General features: G+C 47.4%; 22 protein-coding genes. 16 read left to right on the forward strand and 6 right to left on the reverse strand.

Annotated features, from left to right (window positions below; translation table 11 throughout):
- Window positions 1–45 precede the first annotated feature (45 nt).
- The 3 genes from VSQ62_RS03080 to VSQ62_RS03090 all read right to left on the reverse strand — a co-directional run bounded on the left by VSQ62_RS03080 (window position 46) and on the right by VSQ62_RS03090 (window position 2,693).
- Window positions 46–270 carry a hypothetical protein gene (locus VSQ62_RS03080; protein ID WP_334633138.1) on the reverse strand — a complete coding sequence of 75 codons (225 nt, stop codon included), beginning with the start codon at window positions 268–270 and terminating at the stop codon, window positions 46–48.
- The gene (locus tag VSQ62_RS03085) at window positions 257–1,510 is read right to left on the reverse strand and encodes a M20 family metallopeptidase (RefSeq protein WP_334633139.1); all 1,254 of its coding nucleotides are present in this window, start codon (window positions 1,508–1,510) and stop codon (window positions 257–259) included. Before VSQ62_RS03085 ends, VSQ62_RS03080 begins: the two co-directional genes overlap by 14 nt.
- A 130-nt stretch (window positions 1,511–1,640) precedes the next feature.
- The gene (locus tag VSQ62_RS03090; RefSeq protein WP_334633140.1) at window positions 1,641–2,693 is read right to left on the reverse strand and encodes a sensor histidine kinase; all 1,053 of its coding nucleotides are present in this window, start codon (window positions 2,691–2,693) and stop codon (window positions 1,641–1,643) included.
- A gap of 149 nt (window positions 2,694–2,842) precedes the next feature.
- On the opposite strand from VSQ62_RS03090, the gene VSQ62_RS03095 reads away from it, so the two are divergent.
- From VSQ62_RS03095 to VSQ62_RS03145, 11 genes are all read left to right on the forward strand, one after another.
- Window positions 2,843–3,031 (forward strand): hypothetical protein, encoded by a 189-nt coding sequence (locus tag VSQ62_RS03095; protein WP_334633141.1) that lies wholly within the window; start codon window positions 2,843–2,845, stop codon window positions 3,029–3,031.
- 11 nt (window positions 3,032–3,042) lie between these two features.
- Window positions 3,043–3,618: a xanthine phosphoribosyltransferase gene (locus VSQ62_RS03100; protein WP_334633142.1), complete on the forward strand. Its 576-nt coding sequence runs from the start codon at window positions 3,043–3,045 to the stop codon at window positions 3,616–3,618.
- A gap of 45 nt (window positions 3,619–3,663) precedes the next feature.
- Window positions 3,664–4,269 carry an HD domain-containing protein gene (locus tag VSQ62_RS03105; protein ID WP_334633143.1) on the forward strand — a complete coding sequence of 202 codons (606 nt, stop codon included), beginning with the start codon at window positions 3,664–3,666 and terminating at the stop codon, window positions 4,267–4,269.
- Window positions 4,270–4,380: 111 nt separating this feature from the next.
- Complete coding sequence (locus tag VSQ62_RS03110; RefSeq protein WP_334633144.1) at window positions 4,381–4,929, forward strand: polysaccharide deacetylase family protein; 549 nt, start codon at window positions 4,381–4,383, stop codon at window positions 4,927–4,929.
- Between the two features lie 85 nt (window positions 4,930–5,014).
- The gene (locus tag VSQ62_RS03115; RefSeq protein ID WP_334633145.1) at window positions 5,015–5,263 is read left to right on the forward strand and encodes a type II toxin-antitoxin system prevent-host-death family antitoxin; all 249 of its coding nucleotides are present in this window, start codon (window positions 5,015–5,017) and stop codon (window positions 5,261–5,263) included.
- 372 nt (window positions 5,264–5,635) lie between these two features.
- Window positions 5,636–5,806 carry a hypothetical protein gene (locus VSQ62_RS03120; protein WP_334633146.1) on the forward strand — a complete coding sequence of 57 codons (171 nt, stop codon included), beginning with the start codon at window positions 5,636–5,638 and terminating at the stop codon, window positions 5,804–5,806.
- Complete coding sequence (locus VSQ62_RS03125; RefSeq protein ID WP_334633147.1) at window positions 5,803–5,934, forward strand: hypothetical protein; 132 nt, start codon at window positions 5,803–5,805, stop codon at window positions 5,932–5,934. Before VSQ62_RS03120 ends, VSQ62_RS03125 begins: the two co-directional genes overlap by 4 nt.
- A 37-nt stretch (window positions 5,935–5,971) precedes the next feature.
- Complete coding sequence (locus VSQ62_RS03130; protein ID WP_334633148.1) at window positions 5,972–7,462, forward strand: recombinase family protein; 1,491 nt, start codon at window positions 5,972–5,974, stop codon at window positions 7,460–7,462.
- A 165-nt stretch (window positions 7,463–7,627) separates the two neighbouring features.
- Window positions 7,628–9,325 carry an AAA family ATPase gene (locus VSQ62_RS03135; RefSeq protein ID WP_334633149.1) on the forward strand — a complete coding sequence of 566 codons (1,698 nt, stop codon included), beginning with the start codon at window positions 7,628–7,630 and terminating at the stop codon, window positions 9,323–9,325.
- A 108-nt stretch (window positions 9,326–9,433) separates the two neighbouring features.
- Window positions 9,434–9,625, forward strand: coding sequence for a polysaccharide deacetylase family protein (locus tag VSQ62_RS03140; RefSeq protein WP_334633150.1), 192 nt, complete (start codon window positions 9,434–9,436; stop codon window positions 9,623–9,625).
- A gap of 22 nt (window positions 9,626–9,647) precedes the next feature.
- The gene (locus VSQ62_RS03145) at window positions 9,648–9,893 is read left to right on the forward strand and encodes a TM1266 family iron-only hydrogenase system putative regulator (RefSeq protein WP_334633151.1); all 246 of its coding nucleotides are present in this window, start codon (window positions 9,648–9,650) and stop codon (window positions 9,891–9,893) included.
- A gap of 6 nt (window positions 9,894–9,899) precedes the next feature.
- Here VSQ62_RS03145 and pduL read toward each other — a convergent pair whose 3' ends face one another.
- Window positions 9,900–10,544, reverse strand: coding sequence for a phosphate propanoyltransferase (pduL, locus tag VSQ62_RS03150; protein WP_334633153.1), 645 nt, complete (start codon window positions 10,542–10,544; stop codon window positions 9,900–9,902).
- Window positions 10,545–10,698: 154 nt separating this feature from the next.
- Between pduL and VSQ62_RS03155 the strand changes: the two genes are divergently transcribed.
- The 5 genes from VSQ62_RS03155 (at window position 10,699) to VSQ62_RS03175 (ending at window position 15,188) form a co-directional block, all read left to right on the forward strand.
- Window positions 10,699–10,905, forward strand: a complete 207-nt coding sequence (locus VSQ62_RS03155) for a hypothetical protein (protein ID WP_334633154.1) — start codon at window positions 10,699–10,701, stop codon at window positions 10,903–10,905.
- A 148-nt stretch (window positions 10,906–11,053) separates the two neighbouring features.
- Window positions 11,054–12,385, forward strand: a complete 1,332-nt coding sequence (glnA, locus tag VSQ62_RS03160; RefSeq protein WP_334633155.1) for a type I glutamate--ammonia ligase — start codon at window positions 11,054–11,056, stop codon at window positions 12,383–12,385.
- Between the two features lie 19 nt (window positions 12,386–12,404).
- Window positions 12,405–12,953 (forward strand): ANTAR domain-containing response regulator, encoded by a 549-nt coding sequence (locus tag VSQ62_RS03165; protein ID WP_334633156.1) that lies wholly within the window; start codon window positions 12,405–12,407, stop codon window positions 12,951–12,953.
- 17 nt (window positions 12,954–12,970) lie between these two features.
- Complete coding sequence (dapF, locus tag VSQ62_RS03170) at window positions 12,971–13,981, forward strand: diaminopimelate epimerase (protein ID WP_334633158.1); 1,011 nt, start codon at window positions 12,971–12,973, stop codon at window positions 13,979–13,981.
- Complete coding sequence (locus tag VSQ62_RS03175; protein WP_334633160.1) at window positions 13,974–15,188, forward strand: LL-diaminopimelate aminotransferase; 1,215 nt, start codon at window positions 13,974–13,976, stop codon at window positions 15,186–15,188. The genes dapF and VSQ62_RS03175 overlap by 8 nt, the downstream gene beginning before the upstream one ends.
- 52 nt (window positions 15,189–15,240) lie before the next feature.
- Here the strand turns inward: VSQ62_RS03175 and VSQ62_RS03180 are convergent, their stop codons facing one another.
- Both VSQ62_RS03180 and VSQ62_RS03185 read right to left on the reverse strand, forming a co-directional pair.
- Window positions 15,241–16,164, reverse strand: a complete 924-nt coding sequence (locus tag VSQ62_RS03180) for a TDT family transporter (RefSeq protein WP_334633161.1) — start codon at window positions 16,162–16,164, stop codon at window positions 15,241–15,243.
- Window positions 16,165–16,193: 29 nt separating this feature from the next.
- Entirely contained in the window at window positions 16,194–16,709 is a 516-nt protein-coding gene (locus VSQ62_RS03185; RefSeq protein WP_334637547.1) for a C-GCAxxG-C-C family (seleno)protein, read from the reverse strand.
- Between the last annotated feature and the right edge of the window lie 108 nt (window positions 16,710–16,817).

Raw genomic sequence — 16,817 nt, forward strand, 5'->3', positions numbered from 1 at the left:
TTTATATACTCATAATAGGTCATAAGACCCTCTGCCGTTACAGGATCAATGACTGGCAGCCCCGTTCTTCTTGATAGCAACGCTGCTGCCCGCTCCAATGACAGGAATATCAAGCTGTTCTTTTAATTCTGGAACTGCTGGATCATCCGCACAGCTTAAGATCAATGCGTCGATGTCTTTAAAAGTTTTGGCAAGTTCTATGATTTTGGGTATTGCGGCTCGGCTTTCCAGCGTTTTTCCATAGATACTCCTTATTTTAATTCTTCCCATTCAGATAATCTATGATGGTACAGGTATAGATTTTGGCTGCGTTGACAACATCCTGAACATCGACGGTTTCGTTATAGGCATGGATACCTTCCAGGTTAGCCGGACCATATTGAAGAGTCGGAATACCGGCATAGCGGAAGAACCGTGCGTCGCTGCTTGCCCACTGATAAGTGCGTGCCAGCGGTTCGCCACATATCTTGGCAACGTGGTCAGCGACAATCTCTACGATCTCTTCTGTATCGGAAGTGCTGTTTGCTTCGGATCGCCAGCAGAAGGAGTAGGAAACGCCTGCGACTCCGCTTTCCTTGATGATGCGGATCACCTGTTCTTCCACCATCTCACAGGAAACGCCGATCGGTATACGGATATCTATCTCGGCCTCTGCGTAATCAGGTACCATATTCACCTTTGTTCCTCCGCTAATCTTGCCGAGGTTAACGGTACAGTGATTCAGGACATGTTGTGCACCTTTTGCCTGGATCAGCTTTTTAGCCATATCGCGGGATTTCTCCATAACAGCAGCCGTTGCGTCATCATATCGCGGCGTAATGTCACGGATCGCTTCGATTCTGTTCAGGACTTTGATCAGCCTGTTGATTGCATTGTCGCCGGCAAAGGGGGCCAGACTGCCGTGTGCAGGTTCTCCGGATGCCGTCAGTTTGAGCCAGCAGCAGCCCTTTTGTCCGATCTCACAATTCAAGGATCCGGTAGGTTCGGCGATCAGGCAGGCGTCACCGTGGATTACGTTATTTTCGACCAGCCACTTTGTACCAAACTGGCCGCTGACTTCTTCATCGGGAACAATGCTGAGGACAACCTCTCCATTGAGGGGCACCTTATTATCCGCCAGGATCCCCATAGCGAACAGCAGACCGGCAAGACCGGTTTTCATATCGGAGGCGCCGCGGCCCAGGATTTTCCCGCCGCGTACTTCGCCGCCGAAAGGATCGAAATCCCACTTTTCAAGATTGCCTGCCGGGACAACGTCGCAATGTCCGTTAAGGAGCAGCACGCGTCCGTCTTTTTGCCCCATCCGGGCGATGATATTAGGCGCGGACTCATTTCCCTTTACAATCTCATATTGAATTCCATGCTTGTCAAGGTATGCACACAAATACGATATCATTGCATCCATTTCTCCCGGAGGGTTCTCGCTGGGAATGCGAATCATTTCACTGCATAGCTGAATCAGTTCTTCTTTTCTGTCCTCGACCAGAGAACGTAACTCTTCGTGCTTCATAGCCTATCATCCTTTCTTTGGTACGGTTACCATCAAACTACTGATTTCATTATATTAAGGATCAGGGAATGGGGCTATGTGCAGCGTGCCCATGAATCTGTCGGGATGTTTGGACATCACGGTTATAATGTTATGATGCCGGAAGGGAAAACGCGAATTCCGCGCCGTCTTCATGATTCCGCGCGGTTATCGTGCCGTCATGCGCCTGTATGATCGTGCGGCAGATGGAGAGTCCGATTCCCATGCCGCGTTTGGTGTCAGAGGTAAGAGAACCCTTATACTGACCGCTGAAGATATCTGGCAGGGCGGATTCCTGTATGCCTTTTCCGTGGTCGATCACGTGGAAGGTGACCGTTGGTCCGTCGTCAGTAATAACCAGCTCTACAGGCCGTGCGCTCTCCGAGTGAACCACAGCATTTTCCAACAGATTGATCAGAACTTGTTCGATGAGAAGCGGGTCCATGGGAATCATAAGCATCTCATCCGGAGCAGAGACGAGGATGGAGGCGTCAGGCAGACGTTTCTCTAACCGGTCGATTGCTTCAGATACAACTTCTTCTACGATTTCCTGTTCTTTGGTGACTTTATGTCCGTCGCTGTGAAGCCTGGTGACGGACAATAGATTTTCCACCATGTTAAGGAGCCAGTTCGAATCTTCATTAATGGTGGTGATCAGTTCTAATTTTTCTTCGGAGCTAAGCTCTGTATGGTTTTCTATATAAGAAGCAGAAGAGCCGATGATGCTGGTCAGGGGTGTGCGCAGATCGTGGGAAATGGCACGCAGGAGATTTGCCCGGATCCGTTCTTTTTCAGCTTCATTGAGTTTGCGTTCTCTCTCCGCGATCATCTCATCCTGTTTGGTGAGCTTGGTGGTCATGGCGCTGGTTGTGATGGCAATGATCAGCATACATACGAAAGTGACCGGATATCCGCTCATGGAAAAGTTGATCTCAAAAAACGGATAAGTAAAACATCCGTTGATAAAAATGACGCAGAACAGGGAAGAGAGGATGCCGTACAGGTATCCGGTGGTTCCCCGCGCAATCAGGATGAGCGCCAGGATATAGACCAGTGCGATATTGGCGGTATTATCCTTCACAAAATGAAAGAATAAGAATGCCAGCCCAGTTGCGAAGAGAAGTATGATGAGTGTGTAGAAGAGATTGCAAAGTATTTTTTTCATGATCGTTCATAATTCCTTTTATGTTATAGTTTCTCTGTATTTAAGTATATCACTTCTCCACGGGAGCGGAAAAGGCTTTACATAAAAATCGCTTATTGCTATAATAAAATCAATATATGAATGATATGCCAAAAGAGAGGGGGGATGGTATGAACGGTGCAGAGATAATGAAGAATGCCCTGGATGAATTCAAAAATATACAGGAATATATGATGTTGGCAAAGGAAGAGAATGCAGTTAGAACGTATGCAAGATTAAAAGACCAATACCTGCTTTTGAAGGCATTGCTTACCAGCCTGGGGGTAAATCTGACAGATATTGACAAGATAAAAGAGTGAGGAAGATACTTATGAGATTATTGGAAGACCGGATCCGAAAAGACGGTGTCGTGAAGGGTAATGATGTACTTAAGGTGGACAAGTTTTTGAATCATCAGATGGACGTGGAGTTGTTTACAGAGATTGGGAAGGAATTTCAGCGGTTATTTGAAGGGGAGAAGATCACTAAGATCCTGACGATCGAGGCATCGGGAATCGGGATCGCATGTGTGGCGGCCCAGTGCTTCGGCGTTCCGGTGCTTTTTGCCAAGAAGAACAAGACGAAGAATATCGCGGGGGATGTATATACGTCGAAGGTGGAATCATTTACCCACGGGCGGGTGTACGACATTATCGTATCCAGGGAGTTCTTAAGGCCAGAGGACAGGGTACTGCTGATCGATGATTTCCTGGCAAACGGAGCGGCCTTGATGGGGCTGATCGCGCTGGTGAGGGAAGCAGGAGCGACGTTGATCGGTGCGGGTATCTGTATTGAGAAGGCATTTCAGCCGGGCGGCCAGAGGATTCGGGAGATGGGTGTGAGAGTAGAGTCGCTGGCGCGGGTTAAGAGCATGAGTGAAGAGAATGGGATTGAGTTCTGCGGCTAACTGTCACATTAGCTAATTCAATGATACAAAGGGAGGGAATGCGCGGTGCTGACAGCAAGAGAAGCCGAGAGAGAATTGGAACAGGGAGTAGAGCTGAATCCCGGACCGTGGAGGGAGCATAGTCTGTCCGTTGCCGGTAATGCCAGGCTGATTGCCGGGAAAGCAGAAGGGATGGATGCCGATACGGCGTATATCATGGGACTGATGCATGATATTGGGCGAAGGGCGGGAATTAAGGGTATCCTGCACATTTTTGACGGGTATGACTATATGATGAAGCTTGATCAGCCGAAGCTTGCCCGTATCTGCCTGACCCATTCGTTTCCGATGAAGGACGTCCATACTTTCGCGGGGAGATATGACTGCTCGGATGATCAGTTGGCCTTCCTTGAAGAATATCTGGATCAGATAGAATATGATGATTATGATAAGCTGATACAGTTATGTGATGCGGTATCGCTGCCCGGCGGGGCATGTATCATGGAGAAGAGGCTGGTAGATGTTGCGCTGAGGAATGGTCTGCCGGATTTTACCTTAGATAAGTGGCGGGCGTTCATGGAGGTTAAGAAGTATTTTGATGGATTGTGCGGCTGCAACATCTATTCTCTACTTCCGAATGTGATGGAGAATTCCTATGAGAGTTTGGTATAGTTGTCATGAGAATATATATAGGGGAGTATAAGACACGGCGTCACTAATTGTATATTTCCGGGAGGAGAATTCATATACTGTTAACAAAGGCGAATGTCTGGAGTTATGTATATGGAAGAGAAGCTTAAGAGATGGAAGAATTACGGGATCCTTGCGCTGACGCTGATGATTGCGCTCGCGGGATCCTTCAAGTATATTTCCAGTTTTTCGACGGTTTCCGGCAATGTGAACGGTAAGGAGATGCCGATCTGTTCTGTGGAGACCAGTAAGAGAGCGGTTGCATTGTCGTTTGAGACAGCCTGGGGAGACGAGGATATACGGCAAATTCTGGATATATTGAAAATACATGGAATCCATACGACATTTTTTGTTACCGGCGACTGGGTGGAGAAATACCCGGAGCTTGCAGGTATTATCAAGGAAGAGGGCCATGACCTTGCCAATCACAGTAAAAGCCATAAGAGTATGGTGGAGATGGATGAAGAGCAGCAGCGTGCGGAGATCATGGAGGTTCATGAGAAGGTGAAGGCGCTGACGGGTGCGGATATGCAGCTATTCCGCCTGCCCTATGATAGTTATGATGATTCCTTGATCAGGGTGATAGAGGCATGCGGTTATTATCCGATCCAATGGTCGATTGACACAGGCGATACAGAATGAAAAGTGTAATAGGTATCTATACAGGCAGATTGCCAAGAGCCTTGGGTGTAGTATGGAAGAGGTTGAATTGGGAGTAATTTGCTCTATGCGAAAAAATCAATATCATGAAATATCAAAACAGTGCAGGGAAGATAATACGGTAGTTATCATAACAGTGAATGGGAGAGGGGATACGGTTTCATTAGCTTATGAGGAATATAAACGGATGAAAGCCAGAATCGAACTTTTAGAGACTCTTGCCGAGGCAGAGAGTGATGTGAACAACGGAAAAGTTGCGCCTGTAAGAGAGACTTTTGACGATTTGAGAAATATGCTGCAGGAGGACTTAATTTGAAGTATAATATCGTTCGGACGGAGGTGGCGGATTGAACTTTAACGAAAGCCAAAAGGAAGTAATCATATATGCAGTGGTAGATCACAGACAGGATTATTTAAGTATTATCCGAGGATTGTAAAGTAAATCAAAAAAGTATACGAATAAAATGAGTATGTATTCTCCATATCTGTCTCCATTCATAGCGGGTTTCGTTAAAACGATAGAATGGAAGAGTCCAATTATTCAATTACATATTATAACTATGAAACCATTAACCTACGGTGAAGTTCTTGCGGGACTTCACCCTATTTTTATGCTGTCAGGCAGGAGGAAGGATCACGTGCGGAGAAAATTTAAGAAGGAGCCCATTAGTAGAGAGGAGAGATACATATGTCAGCAAATGTAGAGAATATGTTTTATGTAAGTGAACCCCCATGGCACGGATTGGGAAAAGGCTTTCTCACTAACCAGAGAGATCGCCATTATTGGTTCCTTGATTTCCGTAATTTGGGACAGGCAGACATGCATATTTATAGACAAGAAGGAGGCAAATATGGATGAAGGTGACGAACATAAGGAAACCAAAGACCAGGGATTATGAACCGAAGCAGGAGGCTGTGCATATTTATCGCAGCCTGCTGATAAAGCTGCAGGCGGATAAAAGAATCGGAGAAAAGAGACAGAAGTAAAGATTTTTAATTCTACCGTCGGGAGGAGGTGAACCGGATGATTGTGTTTCGCGAAGCAATCTACGTCAGGCAATCCAAAGACAAAAAAGAATCTCTGTCCATCAAGAGCCAGATTGATCTGTGCAAACACGAGTGCAGTCATCCGGAAACTGCACTTATATATGAAGACAAAGGATTTAGCGGTAAGAACACTCTGCGCCCGGGTTTTCAGTCTATGATAAAAGACGTAAAAGACGGGAAAATCAGTAAAATAATCGTCTACCGCCTGGACCGCCTGAGCAGGTCGATCATTGACTTTGGTCAACTATGGAATGAACTGGAAAAGAACCGGGTGGAGTTCGTGTCCGTAAACGAAAAATTTGATACTACTACTCCGATGGGAAGAGCCATGATCTACATTATTATGGTGTTTGCCCAGTTGGAACGGGAGACGATAGGAGAACGTGTGACGGACAACTATTATACGCGGATACGTCAGGGGAACTGGCCCGGAGGTCCCGCGCCGTATGGCATGGTAAATGTGAAAATCAAAAATGAAAAAGGCAGTCATGTGCCGTCTTTGGATTATGCGGAAGAATTTGAAGTCGTAAAGGAAATATTCTACAGATATGCTCTGGAGGATACTTCGCTTGGTGCGATTGCAAGTGACTTAACAAAGCGGGGTATTCCATGTAAAAAGAGGGCTGCATGGGATAATGTAGCTTTGTCAAGAATTCTGCATTCTCCTGTCTATGTTCAGGCAGATGAAAAAATATATTACTATTATGAAAGCAGAGGAATCAAACGATTCTCTAATACGTTGGAAGAATTTGACGGAACTTGTTCCGCACATGTAGTTGGAAAACGTACCGGCAATGTACGAAAGTATACCAGCCTTCAGGAGCATGTCTTGTCTCTGACAAATTTCCCGGGGAAAATACCTTCTGATATCTGGATTGCATGCCAGTATAAACTGGATCAGAATAAGCAGATTGGGAATGCCGGGAAAGGAAAAAGTACGTGGCTGACAGGTTTACTGAAATGCGGGAAGTGTGGTTATAGTCTGACTGTGAGGAAATGGAAGGATAAGAAATATCTTTATTGCAGCGGAAGAGGCAACCTTCATATCTGCAGCAAGAAGTCGTTTACCCAGGGACCGGAAGAGATTGAATATGAGGTTCAGAATGAGTTAGAGAAGATACTTGACGAGTGCAGACAGGAGCAAATACAGGTACCGGATGCCGAAAAAGAAAGGAACAGGCAATATGAGCTAAAAGAAATAGCTGATAAAATACAAAGGCTTATCAATCTGATGTCGGAGGCGTCAGATATTACTATGCAGTACATAAACAAAGAATTGGAATCATTAGACGCACGGAAGACTGAGCTTTTAGAAAGGTATCAATCGCCGGAGCGCAATAGAAAACAGGATTACCAGGGCATTATATTCGGCCAGTTAGAGTTTGAAGAGAAAAAGATAACGGCACAGGCATTTATTGAAAAAATTAAAGTATATGATGATTCTATTGAGATTCTGTGGAAAGTCTGAATAAATGTTTCGGGTGAGTTTTTTGCTCGTTATTTTGGAATGTTAGAATTTTATAATGGTTGTGAAAGGAGAAGAAATAAAGTATAATGAAAAAATACAGGGGAATCAGATGATGGAGATATCATTTTGCCATTCATATTTTCCGGTCATATGGAGGAGATTACTATGAATAGGACACTTCCAATTGGTAATGACCAGTTTCGGCTGGTGCGGGAGAAGAATGAATACTATGTAGATAAATCACTGTTTATTAAGGAATTCCTGGAAAAGAAGGATACCGCGGCGCTGATCACACGTCCTCGGAGATTCGGGAAGACTCTGAATATGACGATGCTTCGGGAGTTTCTGGATATAACCAGGGATAGCCGCAAATTGTTTGACGGGCTGAACATTATGGAAACAGAATACGTCAAGGAGATGAATTCCAGACCGGTAGTTTATTTTACGTTCAAAGATTGTACCGGCAATAATCCAAAGGAGCTTATGCAGTCTGTGTGGAACAGCATTTTTCAGGAATACCGGAGATATTATGAGATATTTGAAGGAACGGTAGATAAAAAGGATTTGTATTATATTCAGTTTTACCAGACGCTTCAGGATGGTTTGGAGAAGAAGCTGGACAGAACGGATCTTTCTTTTTCCATTCAATACTTGTTGACAGCAGTGTGCCGCTTTTATGGAAAAGAGGCCGTTCTATTAGTTGATGAATATGATCAGCCTGTACTTTGCAGTTATGAGAATGAATACAGGGAGGAGATGGGGGATTTTTTCAGTGCAATGTATGGAGCCGCATTGAAAGGAAATGAGTATGTCAGTCAGGCGCTTTTGACAGGGATCCAGAGAGTTGCAAAGGAGAGTATTTTCTCAAAGCTGAACAACCTGCAGGTATATTCTGTTGTATGTAAGGATTATGCAGGATATTTTGGTATGACGGCAGATGAAACCCAGAAAGTATTAGAACATTATGGATTAGGCCTGACGGAGGAAGTCAGGCGTAAATATAACGGGTATCGGTTCGGAGGGATGGATATCTATAACCCATGGTCTGTCTTGAACTATGCCAAGAATAAGAGATTAGGTGATTACTGGGTCAATACATCCACGAATTATCTGATCAGGCAATCACTTGGAAGCGCGGGTAATCATTTCAGGAAGGATTTTGACAGATTAATAGAAGAGGGTGAAACGACAGCGGGTGTGAACCTGGAAACTTCTTTCATAGAACTTCAGGATACACAGAGTTTGTGGGGGCTGCTGGTGAATTCGGGGTATGTGACGGTGTCAGATGATACTCAGGGACATACCGTGAAGCATGGCCCTGACAGAATAGATGGACGTTCTCATTTAAGGTATGATAATACACTCATGAAGATGCGTATACCAAATGATGAAGTAAGAGCAGAACTGCAGAAGATAGTGGCGGAACAAGCACATATATCGGATGACAGTCTGCGTGGGATGTTCTGGTATCTGCAGAATGGAGATATGGAGCATTTTATGTCTGTCTATCAGGAAATCGTTACCTCTTGTACAAGCTATTTTGATGCAAAAGAGAATGCGTACCATATGTTGTTTCTTGGGATGTGTATCAGTTTGCGCGGACTTTATAAGGTGACAAGCAACGTGGAGATGGGACTTGGGAGAAGTGATATCCGGTTAGAAGCGCTGCGGCTTGGGCTGTGTCATGTTTTGATAGAGTTTAAGCAGGGCGAGGATATTATGAAGTTAAAGGAAGAAGCGCTCAGACAGATTATGGACAAGCAATATTATGCGGGGCTAGAAGGCAGGGTTTTATGTATCGGCATTGCCCATGATAAGAAAATGTGCCGTATGGCATGGGAATATGTTGAGGTGAAGAGCTGATGTTGAAATTGGCCGTCAGCCCTTGGGTTTCCTGAACTGTCAGGTGTATCGCCCGCGGACAGTCTCGATTGGAAGGATTACGGAGCGAAGCAGATTGCGAAGACGGTATTGAAGGACGAGAATCTGAAGAACGGAGCGATCATCCGGCTTCACAGCGGAACGAAATACACGGCTGAGGCTCTGGAGAAGCTGATCAATGGTCTGGAGAAGAAGGGGTATCGGCTGGTTCCGGTGTCGGAATTAATCTATAAGGAAGGGTATCATCTGGATGCCGCGGGACGGCAGATGAAGGATCGGTAATAGGAGAAGAAAGGAAGAGACGATGGATAACAGGGTATCGGTGATCAGTATCATTATTAAGGAGGAAGAGTCGGCGGGTGCGGTCAATGAACTGCTCCATGAATTCCGGCAGTATGTAGTCGGACGTATGGGGATTCCCTACAGAGAACGGGGAGTATCGATTATCAGTGTGGTACTGGATGCGCCCGGGGACGCAACCAGTTCGCTGTCCGGGAAGCTTGGGATGCTCAGTGGAGTCAGCGCGAAGACGCTGACGGCGAAGATGTAGCGTAAGTCAGAAGCGGTTGATTCCGTTCTGCAGTTCTTCCGCCCATTTCTGTAAATTATATGTACGTCCGCCAAAGAGCTTCAAAAGCGCTCCGGTCGGGTTATTCTCATTGGCGAAGGCATTGGCTTCGTCGGTATCTACATGCATGGCAAGTGCGAAGTTCGGATGGACGCGGACCACCACATCGGCAAAGATCAGGGAGCGTTCGAAGCTCTCCATGATCACGAATACTTCGTCGTTGTCCTTCACGTTGAGCTGGATCGCCTGGACGGGAGTCATATGGATATGGCGCTTAGCGACGATCACACCGTGGTCCAGTTCGATCTGGCCGCACGGACCTTCTAAGATGCAGCCGGGAGTATCCTTCGTATCTCCGGATTGACGGATGATACCGGGGATCCCTAGCTTGCGGGAATCGGTCATGGAGATCTCCACCTGTGTCTCGTTACGGAAAGGTCCCAGAACGGCAACATTCTCAAAGGAGCTCTTCGGGCCTCTCACGGCAAGCCGTTCTTCGCAGACGTACTGCCCGGGCTGGCTTAATTCAGCCTTGAAGGTCAGCTCCTTTCCTTCTCCGAATAATATATCAAAATCTTCCCGGCACAGATGGATGTGCCGCGCGCTTGTCTCAATAGGAATTGCAAGTCCCATAGTCTTATCACCTCATTCGTAGGATTCATTGCCTGAACAGCAATCTTATTCTAACAAATATAAAATACTTTTTCAATGTATGGCTTCCATTTTGGCTGGAAATATCTTATAATTAATTAAAATCGTATCTATAATGAAGAAGGAGGATATTCTGGTGAGAGATATATGGGAAAGCGTTAAGGAATTTTTCGGAAGGGACTGGACGCCGGCAGAGAAGGTGCTGGTAATCCTGTGCTGCATTCTGTTCGGTGTGATCAAGGGATTCTGTCTTGCGCCGATCAAGAGAGGCATTAGCTGCGGCAACAACAACGGCAACTCTTATGTGTCAGGAGCGGACGGAGGCTGGGAAGAGGCCGAATAGAAGTTGACAAACTGCATATTTTTATTCTATAATCAATAAGACAAAACAAAGGCGTTTTCATCATGGCATGAGAACGCCCATTTTTATATTATTGTATCGGACGGCAGTCCGCCCGAATGGGGGAGAATTTAACAGGAGGGAGATACCTATGAATCACTATACACGAAAGGATATCTTAAGATTAGTGGAAGAAGAGGACGTGGGCTTTATCCGGCTGCAGTTCACGGATATCTTCGGTACGATGAAGAATGTCGCCATTACGACGAGCCAGCTTGAGAAGGCGCTGGATAACCAGATCATATTCGACGGGTCGTCGATTGAGGGATTTGCGAGAATTGAGGATTCGGACATGTATCTGTATCCGGATCTTGATACATTTACCATATTTCCGTGGAGGCCGCAGCAAGGCAAGGTGGCGAGGCTGATCTGCGATGTCTATAAGCCGGACGGGAGTATCTTCGAGGGTGACCCGAGATATATTCTGAAGAAGGTGCTGTCAGAGGCGAAGGCTTCGGGGTATGACTTCAATGTGGGGCCGGAATGTGAGTTCTTCTTGTTCCATGCGGATGAGGACGGAAGGCCGACCACTCTTTCACATGAGAGTGCGACGTATTTTGACGTGGGTCCCTTCGACCTGGGGGAAAATGCAAGGCGCGATATGGTACTGACCCTGGAGGATATGGGATTCGTGATAGAGGCGTCCCATCATGAGATCGCTCCTGCACAGCACGAGATTGACCTGCAGTACGGCGAGGCATTGGAAATGGCGGATAACATCATGACGTTTAAGATGGTGGCGAAGACGATCGCGAAGCGGCACGGTCTGCACGCTGCATTTATGCCCAAGCCCAAGTATGGGATCAGCGGTTCCGGGATGCATATCAATATGTCCCTGCACAGGGACGGGGTCAATGTATTCGCGGATGCGAAGGATGAGAGGGGATTGAGCCGGGAGGCATATTATTTTATCGGCGGACTCATGAAGCATATGAAAGCGGTCAGTTTCATCACGAATCCGATCGTGAATTCCTATAAGAGGCTGGTACCGGGGTATGAAGCTCCTGTTTATATTGCATGGTCGGCTAAGAACCGGACGCCGCTGCTGCGGATTCCGGCAGTCAAGGGGACATCGGCAAGAGTGGAGCTTAGAAGTCCGGATCCGACCGCGAATCCGTATCTTGCCTTTGCGGTATGTCTGGCAGCAGGTATGGAGGGAGTCAGGCAGGAGATCTTACCGCCGGCCAGCATTGACTGTAATATCTTCGAGATGACGGAAGAGCAGAGGGAGAGAGCCGGGATAGAGAAGCTGCCTGGAAGTCTCCTGGAGGCGGCAGGAGAATTCAAGAAGGATCCGTATATCCAGTCTGTACTTGGGGAAGATCTATCAAGGAAGCTGATCCAGGCGAAGGAGAAGGAGTATGCGGATTACCGTGCACAGGTTACAGAGTGGGAGATTGGAAGGTATCTGCATCGGATGTAGGACGGCAGGGGGTGTGAGTTTGGTTAGTATTATAGTTGCATTTCCCAATAGGGATAATGCGGCCAAGATTCGCAACCTGATAGTGCGCGGCGGGATGGATGTCACCGGAGTCTGCACGGCAGGCGCACAGGCACTGCAATATGCAGATATGGCAGATGAGGGAATCGTGGTGTGCGGGTATAAGTTGAAGGATATGATGTATACGGAGCTTCGGGAGTATCTGCCTGGTGATTTCGAGATGCTTCTGGTAGCATCCTCGGATAAATGGACCGGGGGCGCTGTGGAAGGCGTGATCGGTCTGTCCATGCCGGTCAAGGCGTATGATCTGATGAATACCCTGGAAATGATGCACTGCACCATAGAGCAGAGGCGTAAGAGGCGGAAATTAGAGCAGAAGAATCGGAATTTGCAGCAGAAAGCGGTGATAACGAGGGCGAAGGAGCTGCTGATGAGCCGTAACAATATGTCGGAGGCGGAAGCCCACAGATATCTGCAGAAGAGCAGTATGGACAGCGGTACGAATATGGTCGAGACGGCGGAGATGGTTTTGAGCGTTATGGCAGAGTAGGAAAGGAAGTTCAAGAGATGAGATTTACGAAGATGCATGGATTAGGAAATGATTATGTCTATGTGAATTGTTTTAAGGAGAAGGTGGAGAACCCGGCGGAAGCGGCGAGATATGTAAGCGACAGACATTTCGGGATCGGGTCGGATGGTTTGATCCTGATCTGTCCGTCAGAGAAGGCGGATTTCGAGATGGTGATGTATAACGCAGACGGCTCCCGCAGCGAGATGTGCGGGAATGGAATCCGCTGTGTTGCAAAGTATGTCTATGACTATGGTCTTACGGATAAGACCAGTATATCGGTTGAGACACTGGGTGGTATCAAATATCTGGATCTGACGGTGGAAGACGGCAAGGCCGTGCAGATCAGAGTAGATATGGGGATGCCGGAGCTTAGGGCAGGGAGAATACCGATTCTCTTCGAGGTTCCGGAAGAAGGTACGCCGGATGGAGCTGCGGTGTTAGGAGAAGAAGTATTCGGCGATAATGAACAGTTTGTGGGGCAGGAAGCCGTGGAGCCTGCAGCGGATGCAGGAGAGCAGTCTGCGGATGCGGGAGATCAAGATAAAGAGGTGATCGATGAACCAATTGTGGTGGACGGGATGGAATATAAGATCACAGGCGTATCCATGGGCAATCCGCATGCGGTAGTATTCCTGGAAGATGTGGAGAAATTGGATATCGACAGGATCGGTCCGAAGTTCGAGAATCATGAGAGATTCCCCCGCAGGATCAATACAGAATTCGTCCGTGTGATCGACAGGGAGACCATAGAGATGCGCGTGTGGGAGCGCGGCTCCGGAGAAACGCTTGCCTGCGGAACAGGGGCCTGCGCCGCAGCCGTGGCAAGTATCCTGAACGGACTTGCCGGGCGGAAGGTTACAGTGAAGCTGTCAGGCGGAAGCCTGATGATCGAATGGGATGAAGAGAGCGGCAAGGTCTATATGACAGGGCCGGCAGTGACGGTATTCGAGGGAGAGATCGAACTACCGGCCGGAATACATCAACAGGGAGGAAGAGTATATGTTTAAAGTGAATGAAGATTATCTGAAATTACCAGGCAGTTATTTATTTTCAACAATAGGAAAGAAGGTGGCGGCATTCCAGGCAGCGAACCCGGATAAGAGCATCATCCGTCTTGGAATCGGTGATGTGACGCAGCCGCTCGCGCCTGCGATCATAGAGGCGCTGCACAGTGCGGTGGACGAGATGGCGCACGCGGAGACATTTCACGGCTATGCGCCAGATCTAGGTTATGAGTTCTTAAGAAACGCCATGGCGAAGAATGATTATCAGGACAGAGGGTGCGATATTAAGGCGGATGAGGTGTTCATCTCGGACGGAGCCAAGTGCGATTCCGGCAATATCCAGGAGATCTTTGCGAAGGATAATAAGATCGCTGTATGCGACCCGGTCTATCCGGTCTATGTGGATACGAATGTGATGGCGGGGCGCACAGGATCCTATGATACGGATAAGGAGACCTGGAGCGATGTGATCTATATGCCGTGTACGGAGGAGACGGATTTTGCGCCGGAGCTTCCGAAAGAGACTCCGGACATTATCTATCTGTGTTTTCCCAATAATCCGACTGGATCTGCCATCACGAAGGCGCAGCTCCAGGAATGGGTGGATTATGCCAACAAGGTCGGAGCGGTCATTATCTATGACGCTGCCTATGAGGCGTACATTTCCCAGGAGGATGTGCCGCACAGTATCTACGAGTGCGAGGGGGCGAGAACCTGTGCTGTCGAGCTTCGAAGCTTCTCGAAGAATGCCGGGTTCACGGGCGTGCGGCTTGGCGCAACGGTGATCCCTAAGGATGTGAAGTGCGGGGAGGTTATGCTCCATTCCCTGTGGGCGAGACGTCATGGAACCAAATATAACGGAGCGCCGTATATCGTGCAGAAGGCGGGGGAGGCCGTGTATTCCGAAGCCGGGAAGGCGCAGCTTAAGGAGCAGGTCGCTTATTACATGAAGAATGCCAAAGTCATCTATGAGGGATTGAAGGATGCGGGCTATCAGGTGTCGGGCGGGGTGAACGCACCGTATATCTGGCTTAAGACACCGAAGGGAATGACGTCGTGGGAATTCTTCGATCACCTGTTAGAACGCGCTCATGTTGTGGGAACGCCTGGGTCAGGATTTGGACCAAGCGGAGAAGGGTATTTCCGGCTGACGGCATTCGGTTCTTATGAGAATACCGCGGCGGCGATTGAGAGGATCAAAAAGATTTGATTATAGAAAGGCTGTCTTCTGTGCCGGAGACAGCCTGTTTCGATCGTATCGTTTACTTCTTTGGTCCTGCGAAGATGAACTGAAGGAACCTTACCAGCGTATACAGTACGAATACTGCTGCGATGATCGTCTCGATCAGAACCACATACTTAAGCGCCGGGACCGGTCGTTCCATATTAGCCAAGCATGCCATTGTCTGCTTCGAGGCGATCGCGCTGATGACAAATGGGAAGGTGAACGACGCATAGCTTGGGAAAAACGGGAGCTTGAAATACCCGATCGCTTTCACAAGAGCAAACACATACAATACACTTGCCAATACAAACATTGCCATAAGCATTCCGTAGGATTTCGGCATTACAGACTGCACATATCCGGCGATACACAGGCTCGTAGGGGCTGCGTAGATGCAGATCAGCGGTTTCGCCGGATCGGGGATCTCTGTATACTTGACATAACGGACTGTGACCAGCACAAGCAGTACGAGCAAAGATACGAATCCGAACCAGAACGCGGCGCTTCCGATACTTAGCTTCTCATAGGCCGGCGCCGTGATCGCCGCGACTGCAATTCCTACATATACGATATAATAGCTTGCGAATACTTTCGGCATCTGAAGCTTTGCGATGAATTTCACTGTAAAATATATGATCAGAACCACATGCAGCGCGATGGCGAACAGCCAGATGTAATATGCTGCTGGTCCGATGAATGGTTTCACATAAGCGCTGAGAAGCATAAGCGCCATGGAAAATGTACCGGATACGCTTGCCATGATCGGATTCTTCATATCTTCTTTTATCGCTGCCGGAAAAAGGATCAGCTTAAGCAATATAAGAATCAGCAGAAGGCCCGCTGCAATTCCGCATACATAGCGGATGCCTTCGGAATAGCTCTGTAAGAGATTACCAAGCGCCGCAAGTCCGAGCATAACGCCGCACAGCGGTATTGGAACTCTTTTGATGCTGTCTTTCATTTGATCTACCTCATCTCTCTGTCATTGGATTAACTGCGGGGAGCCGGCTCTGTCTCTGTGTCAGTGTTAGTGATGCCCAGTTCACGACAGACGATATCAGCGACTTTCCAGGCACATAATCCTGTGAAATAGATGCACTGTTCCTTGTGTTCGCCTTTCCCCATATCGAATTCTTTCGTGAGAATCCTGCAGCAGACAGCGTTCTTTCCATTGTGCTCCTTGAACCATGTGTGGAGTTCATTGGAATAAGACATACATTTGTTCACGTCAGGATCTTTTGGCCCTAGTGGTTCGGTTCTTCCAAAGATCATACCCAATGCCAGGATTCCGCCGTTCAATGCGCCGCACATGCAACCAGAACGGCCTGCTCCGACAGACATTGCCGATGCCATGCCGATTACTTCTTTTGGTACGTCGATCTCGAAATTATTCCTGATTGCATTCATGACTGCTTCGCAGCAGAAATACCCGCCTTTGTAGGAATCCTCGGCATCTTTTTGAACTTTCCTTAGACTGACCTCTTTTGCTCCCATTTTTACATTCATCATTGTAATTTCCTCCTTAGTTTTCTGGATGTTTTGTATGTTTATCATAAATATGCTTTTGAGAAATGTAAAATAGATAAAGTATATAAGTCATATATTTTATTATAA

Source organism: Sporofaciens sp. JLR.KK001, from assembly GCF_036941055.1.
Classification (GTDB): Bacteria; Bacillota; Clostridia; order Lachnospirales; family Lachnospiraceae; genus Sporofaciens.

Bases quoted from the DNA above. Each gene is read 5' to 3' on its own strand.
- VSQ62_RS03125 (WP_334633147.1), top strand. From the start codon at position 5,803: ATGAAGGTGACGAACATAAGGAAACCAAAGACCAGGGATTATGAACCG.
- pduL (WP_334633153.1), bottom strand. From the start codon at position 10,544: ATGGGACTTGCAATTCCTATTGAGACAAGCGCGCGGCACATCCATCTG.
- glnA (WP_334633155.1), top strand. From the start codon at position 11,054: ATGAATCACTATACACGAAAGGATATCTTAAGATTAGTGGAAGAAGAG.
- VSQ62_RS03085 (WP_334633139.1), bottom strand. From the start codon at position 1,510: ATGAAGCACGAAGAGTTACGTTCTCTGGTCGAGGACAGAAAAGAAGAA.
- VSQ62_RS03175 (WP_334633160.1), top strand. From the start codon at position 13,974: ATGTTTAAAGTGAATGAAGATTATCTGAAATTACCAGGCAGTTATTTA.
- VSQ62_RS03185 (WP_334637547.1), bottom strand. From the start codon at position 16,709: ATGAATGTAAAAATGGGAGCAAAAGAGGTCAGTCTAAGGAAAGTTCAA.
- VSQ62_RS03180 (WP_334633161.1), bottom strand. From the start codon at position 16,164: ATGAAAGACAGCATCAAAAGAGTTCCAATACCGCTGTGCGGCGTTATG.
- VSQ62_RS03115 (WP_334633145.1), top strand. From the start codon at position 5,015: ATGCGAAAAAATCAATATCATGAAATATCAAAACAGTGCAGGGAAGAT.
- VSQ62_RS03135 (WP_334633149.1), top strand. From the start codon at position 7,628: ATGAATAGGACACTTCCAATTGGTAATGACCAGTTTCGGCTGGTGCGG.
- VSQ62_RS03145 (WP_334633151.1), top strand. From the start codon at position 9,648: ATGGATAACAGGGTATCGGTGATCAGTATCATTATTAAGGAGGAAGAG.
- VSQ62_RS03110 (WP_334633144.1), top strand. From the start codon at position 4,381: ATGGAAGAGAAGCTTAAGAGATGGAAGAATTACGGGATCCTTGCGCTG.
- VSQ62_RS03120 (WP_334633146.1), top strand. From the start codon at position 5,636: ATGTCAGCAAATGTAGAGAATATGTTTTATGTAAGTGAACCCCCATGG.
- VSQ62_RS03095 (WP_334633141.1), top strand. From the start codon at position 2,843: ATGAACGGTGCAGAGATAATGAAGAATGCCCTGGATGAATTCAAAAAT.
- VSQ62_RS03130 (WP_334633148.1), top strand. From the start codon at position 5,972: ATGATTGTGTTTCGCGAAGCAATCTACGTCAGGCAATCCAAAGACAAA.
- VSQ62_RS03080 (WP_334633138.1), bottom strand. From the start codon at position 270: ATGGGAAGAATTAAAATAAGGAGTATCTATGGAAAAACGCTGGAAAGC.
- VSQ62_RS03090 (WP_334633140.1), bottom strand. From the start codon at position 2,693: ATGAAAAAAATACTTTGCAATCTCTTCTACACACTCATCATACTTCTC.
- VSQ62_RS03100 (WP_334633142.1), top strand. From the start codon at position 3,043: ATGAGATTATTGGAAGACCGGATCCGAAAAGACGGTGTCGTGAAGGGT.
- dapF (WP_334633158.1), top strand. From the start codon at position 12,971: ATGAGATTTACGAAGATGCATGGATTAGGAAATGATTATGTCTATGTG.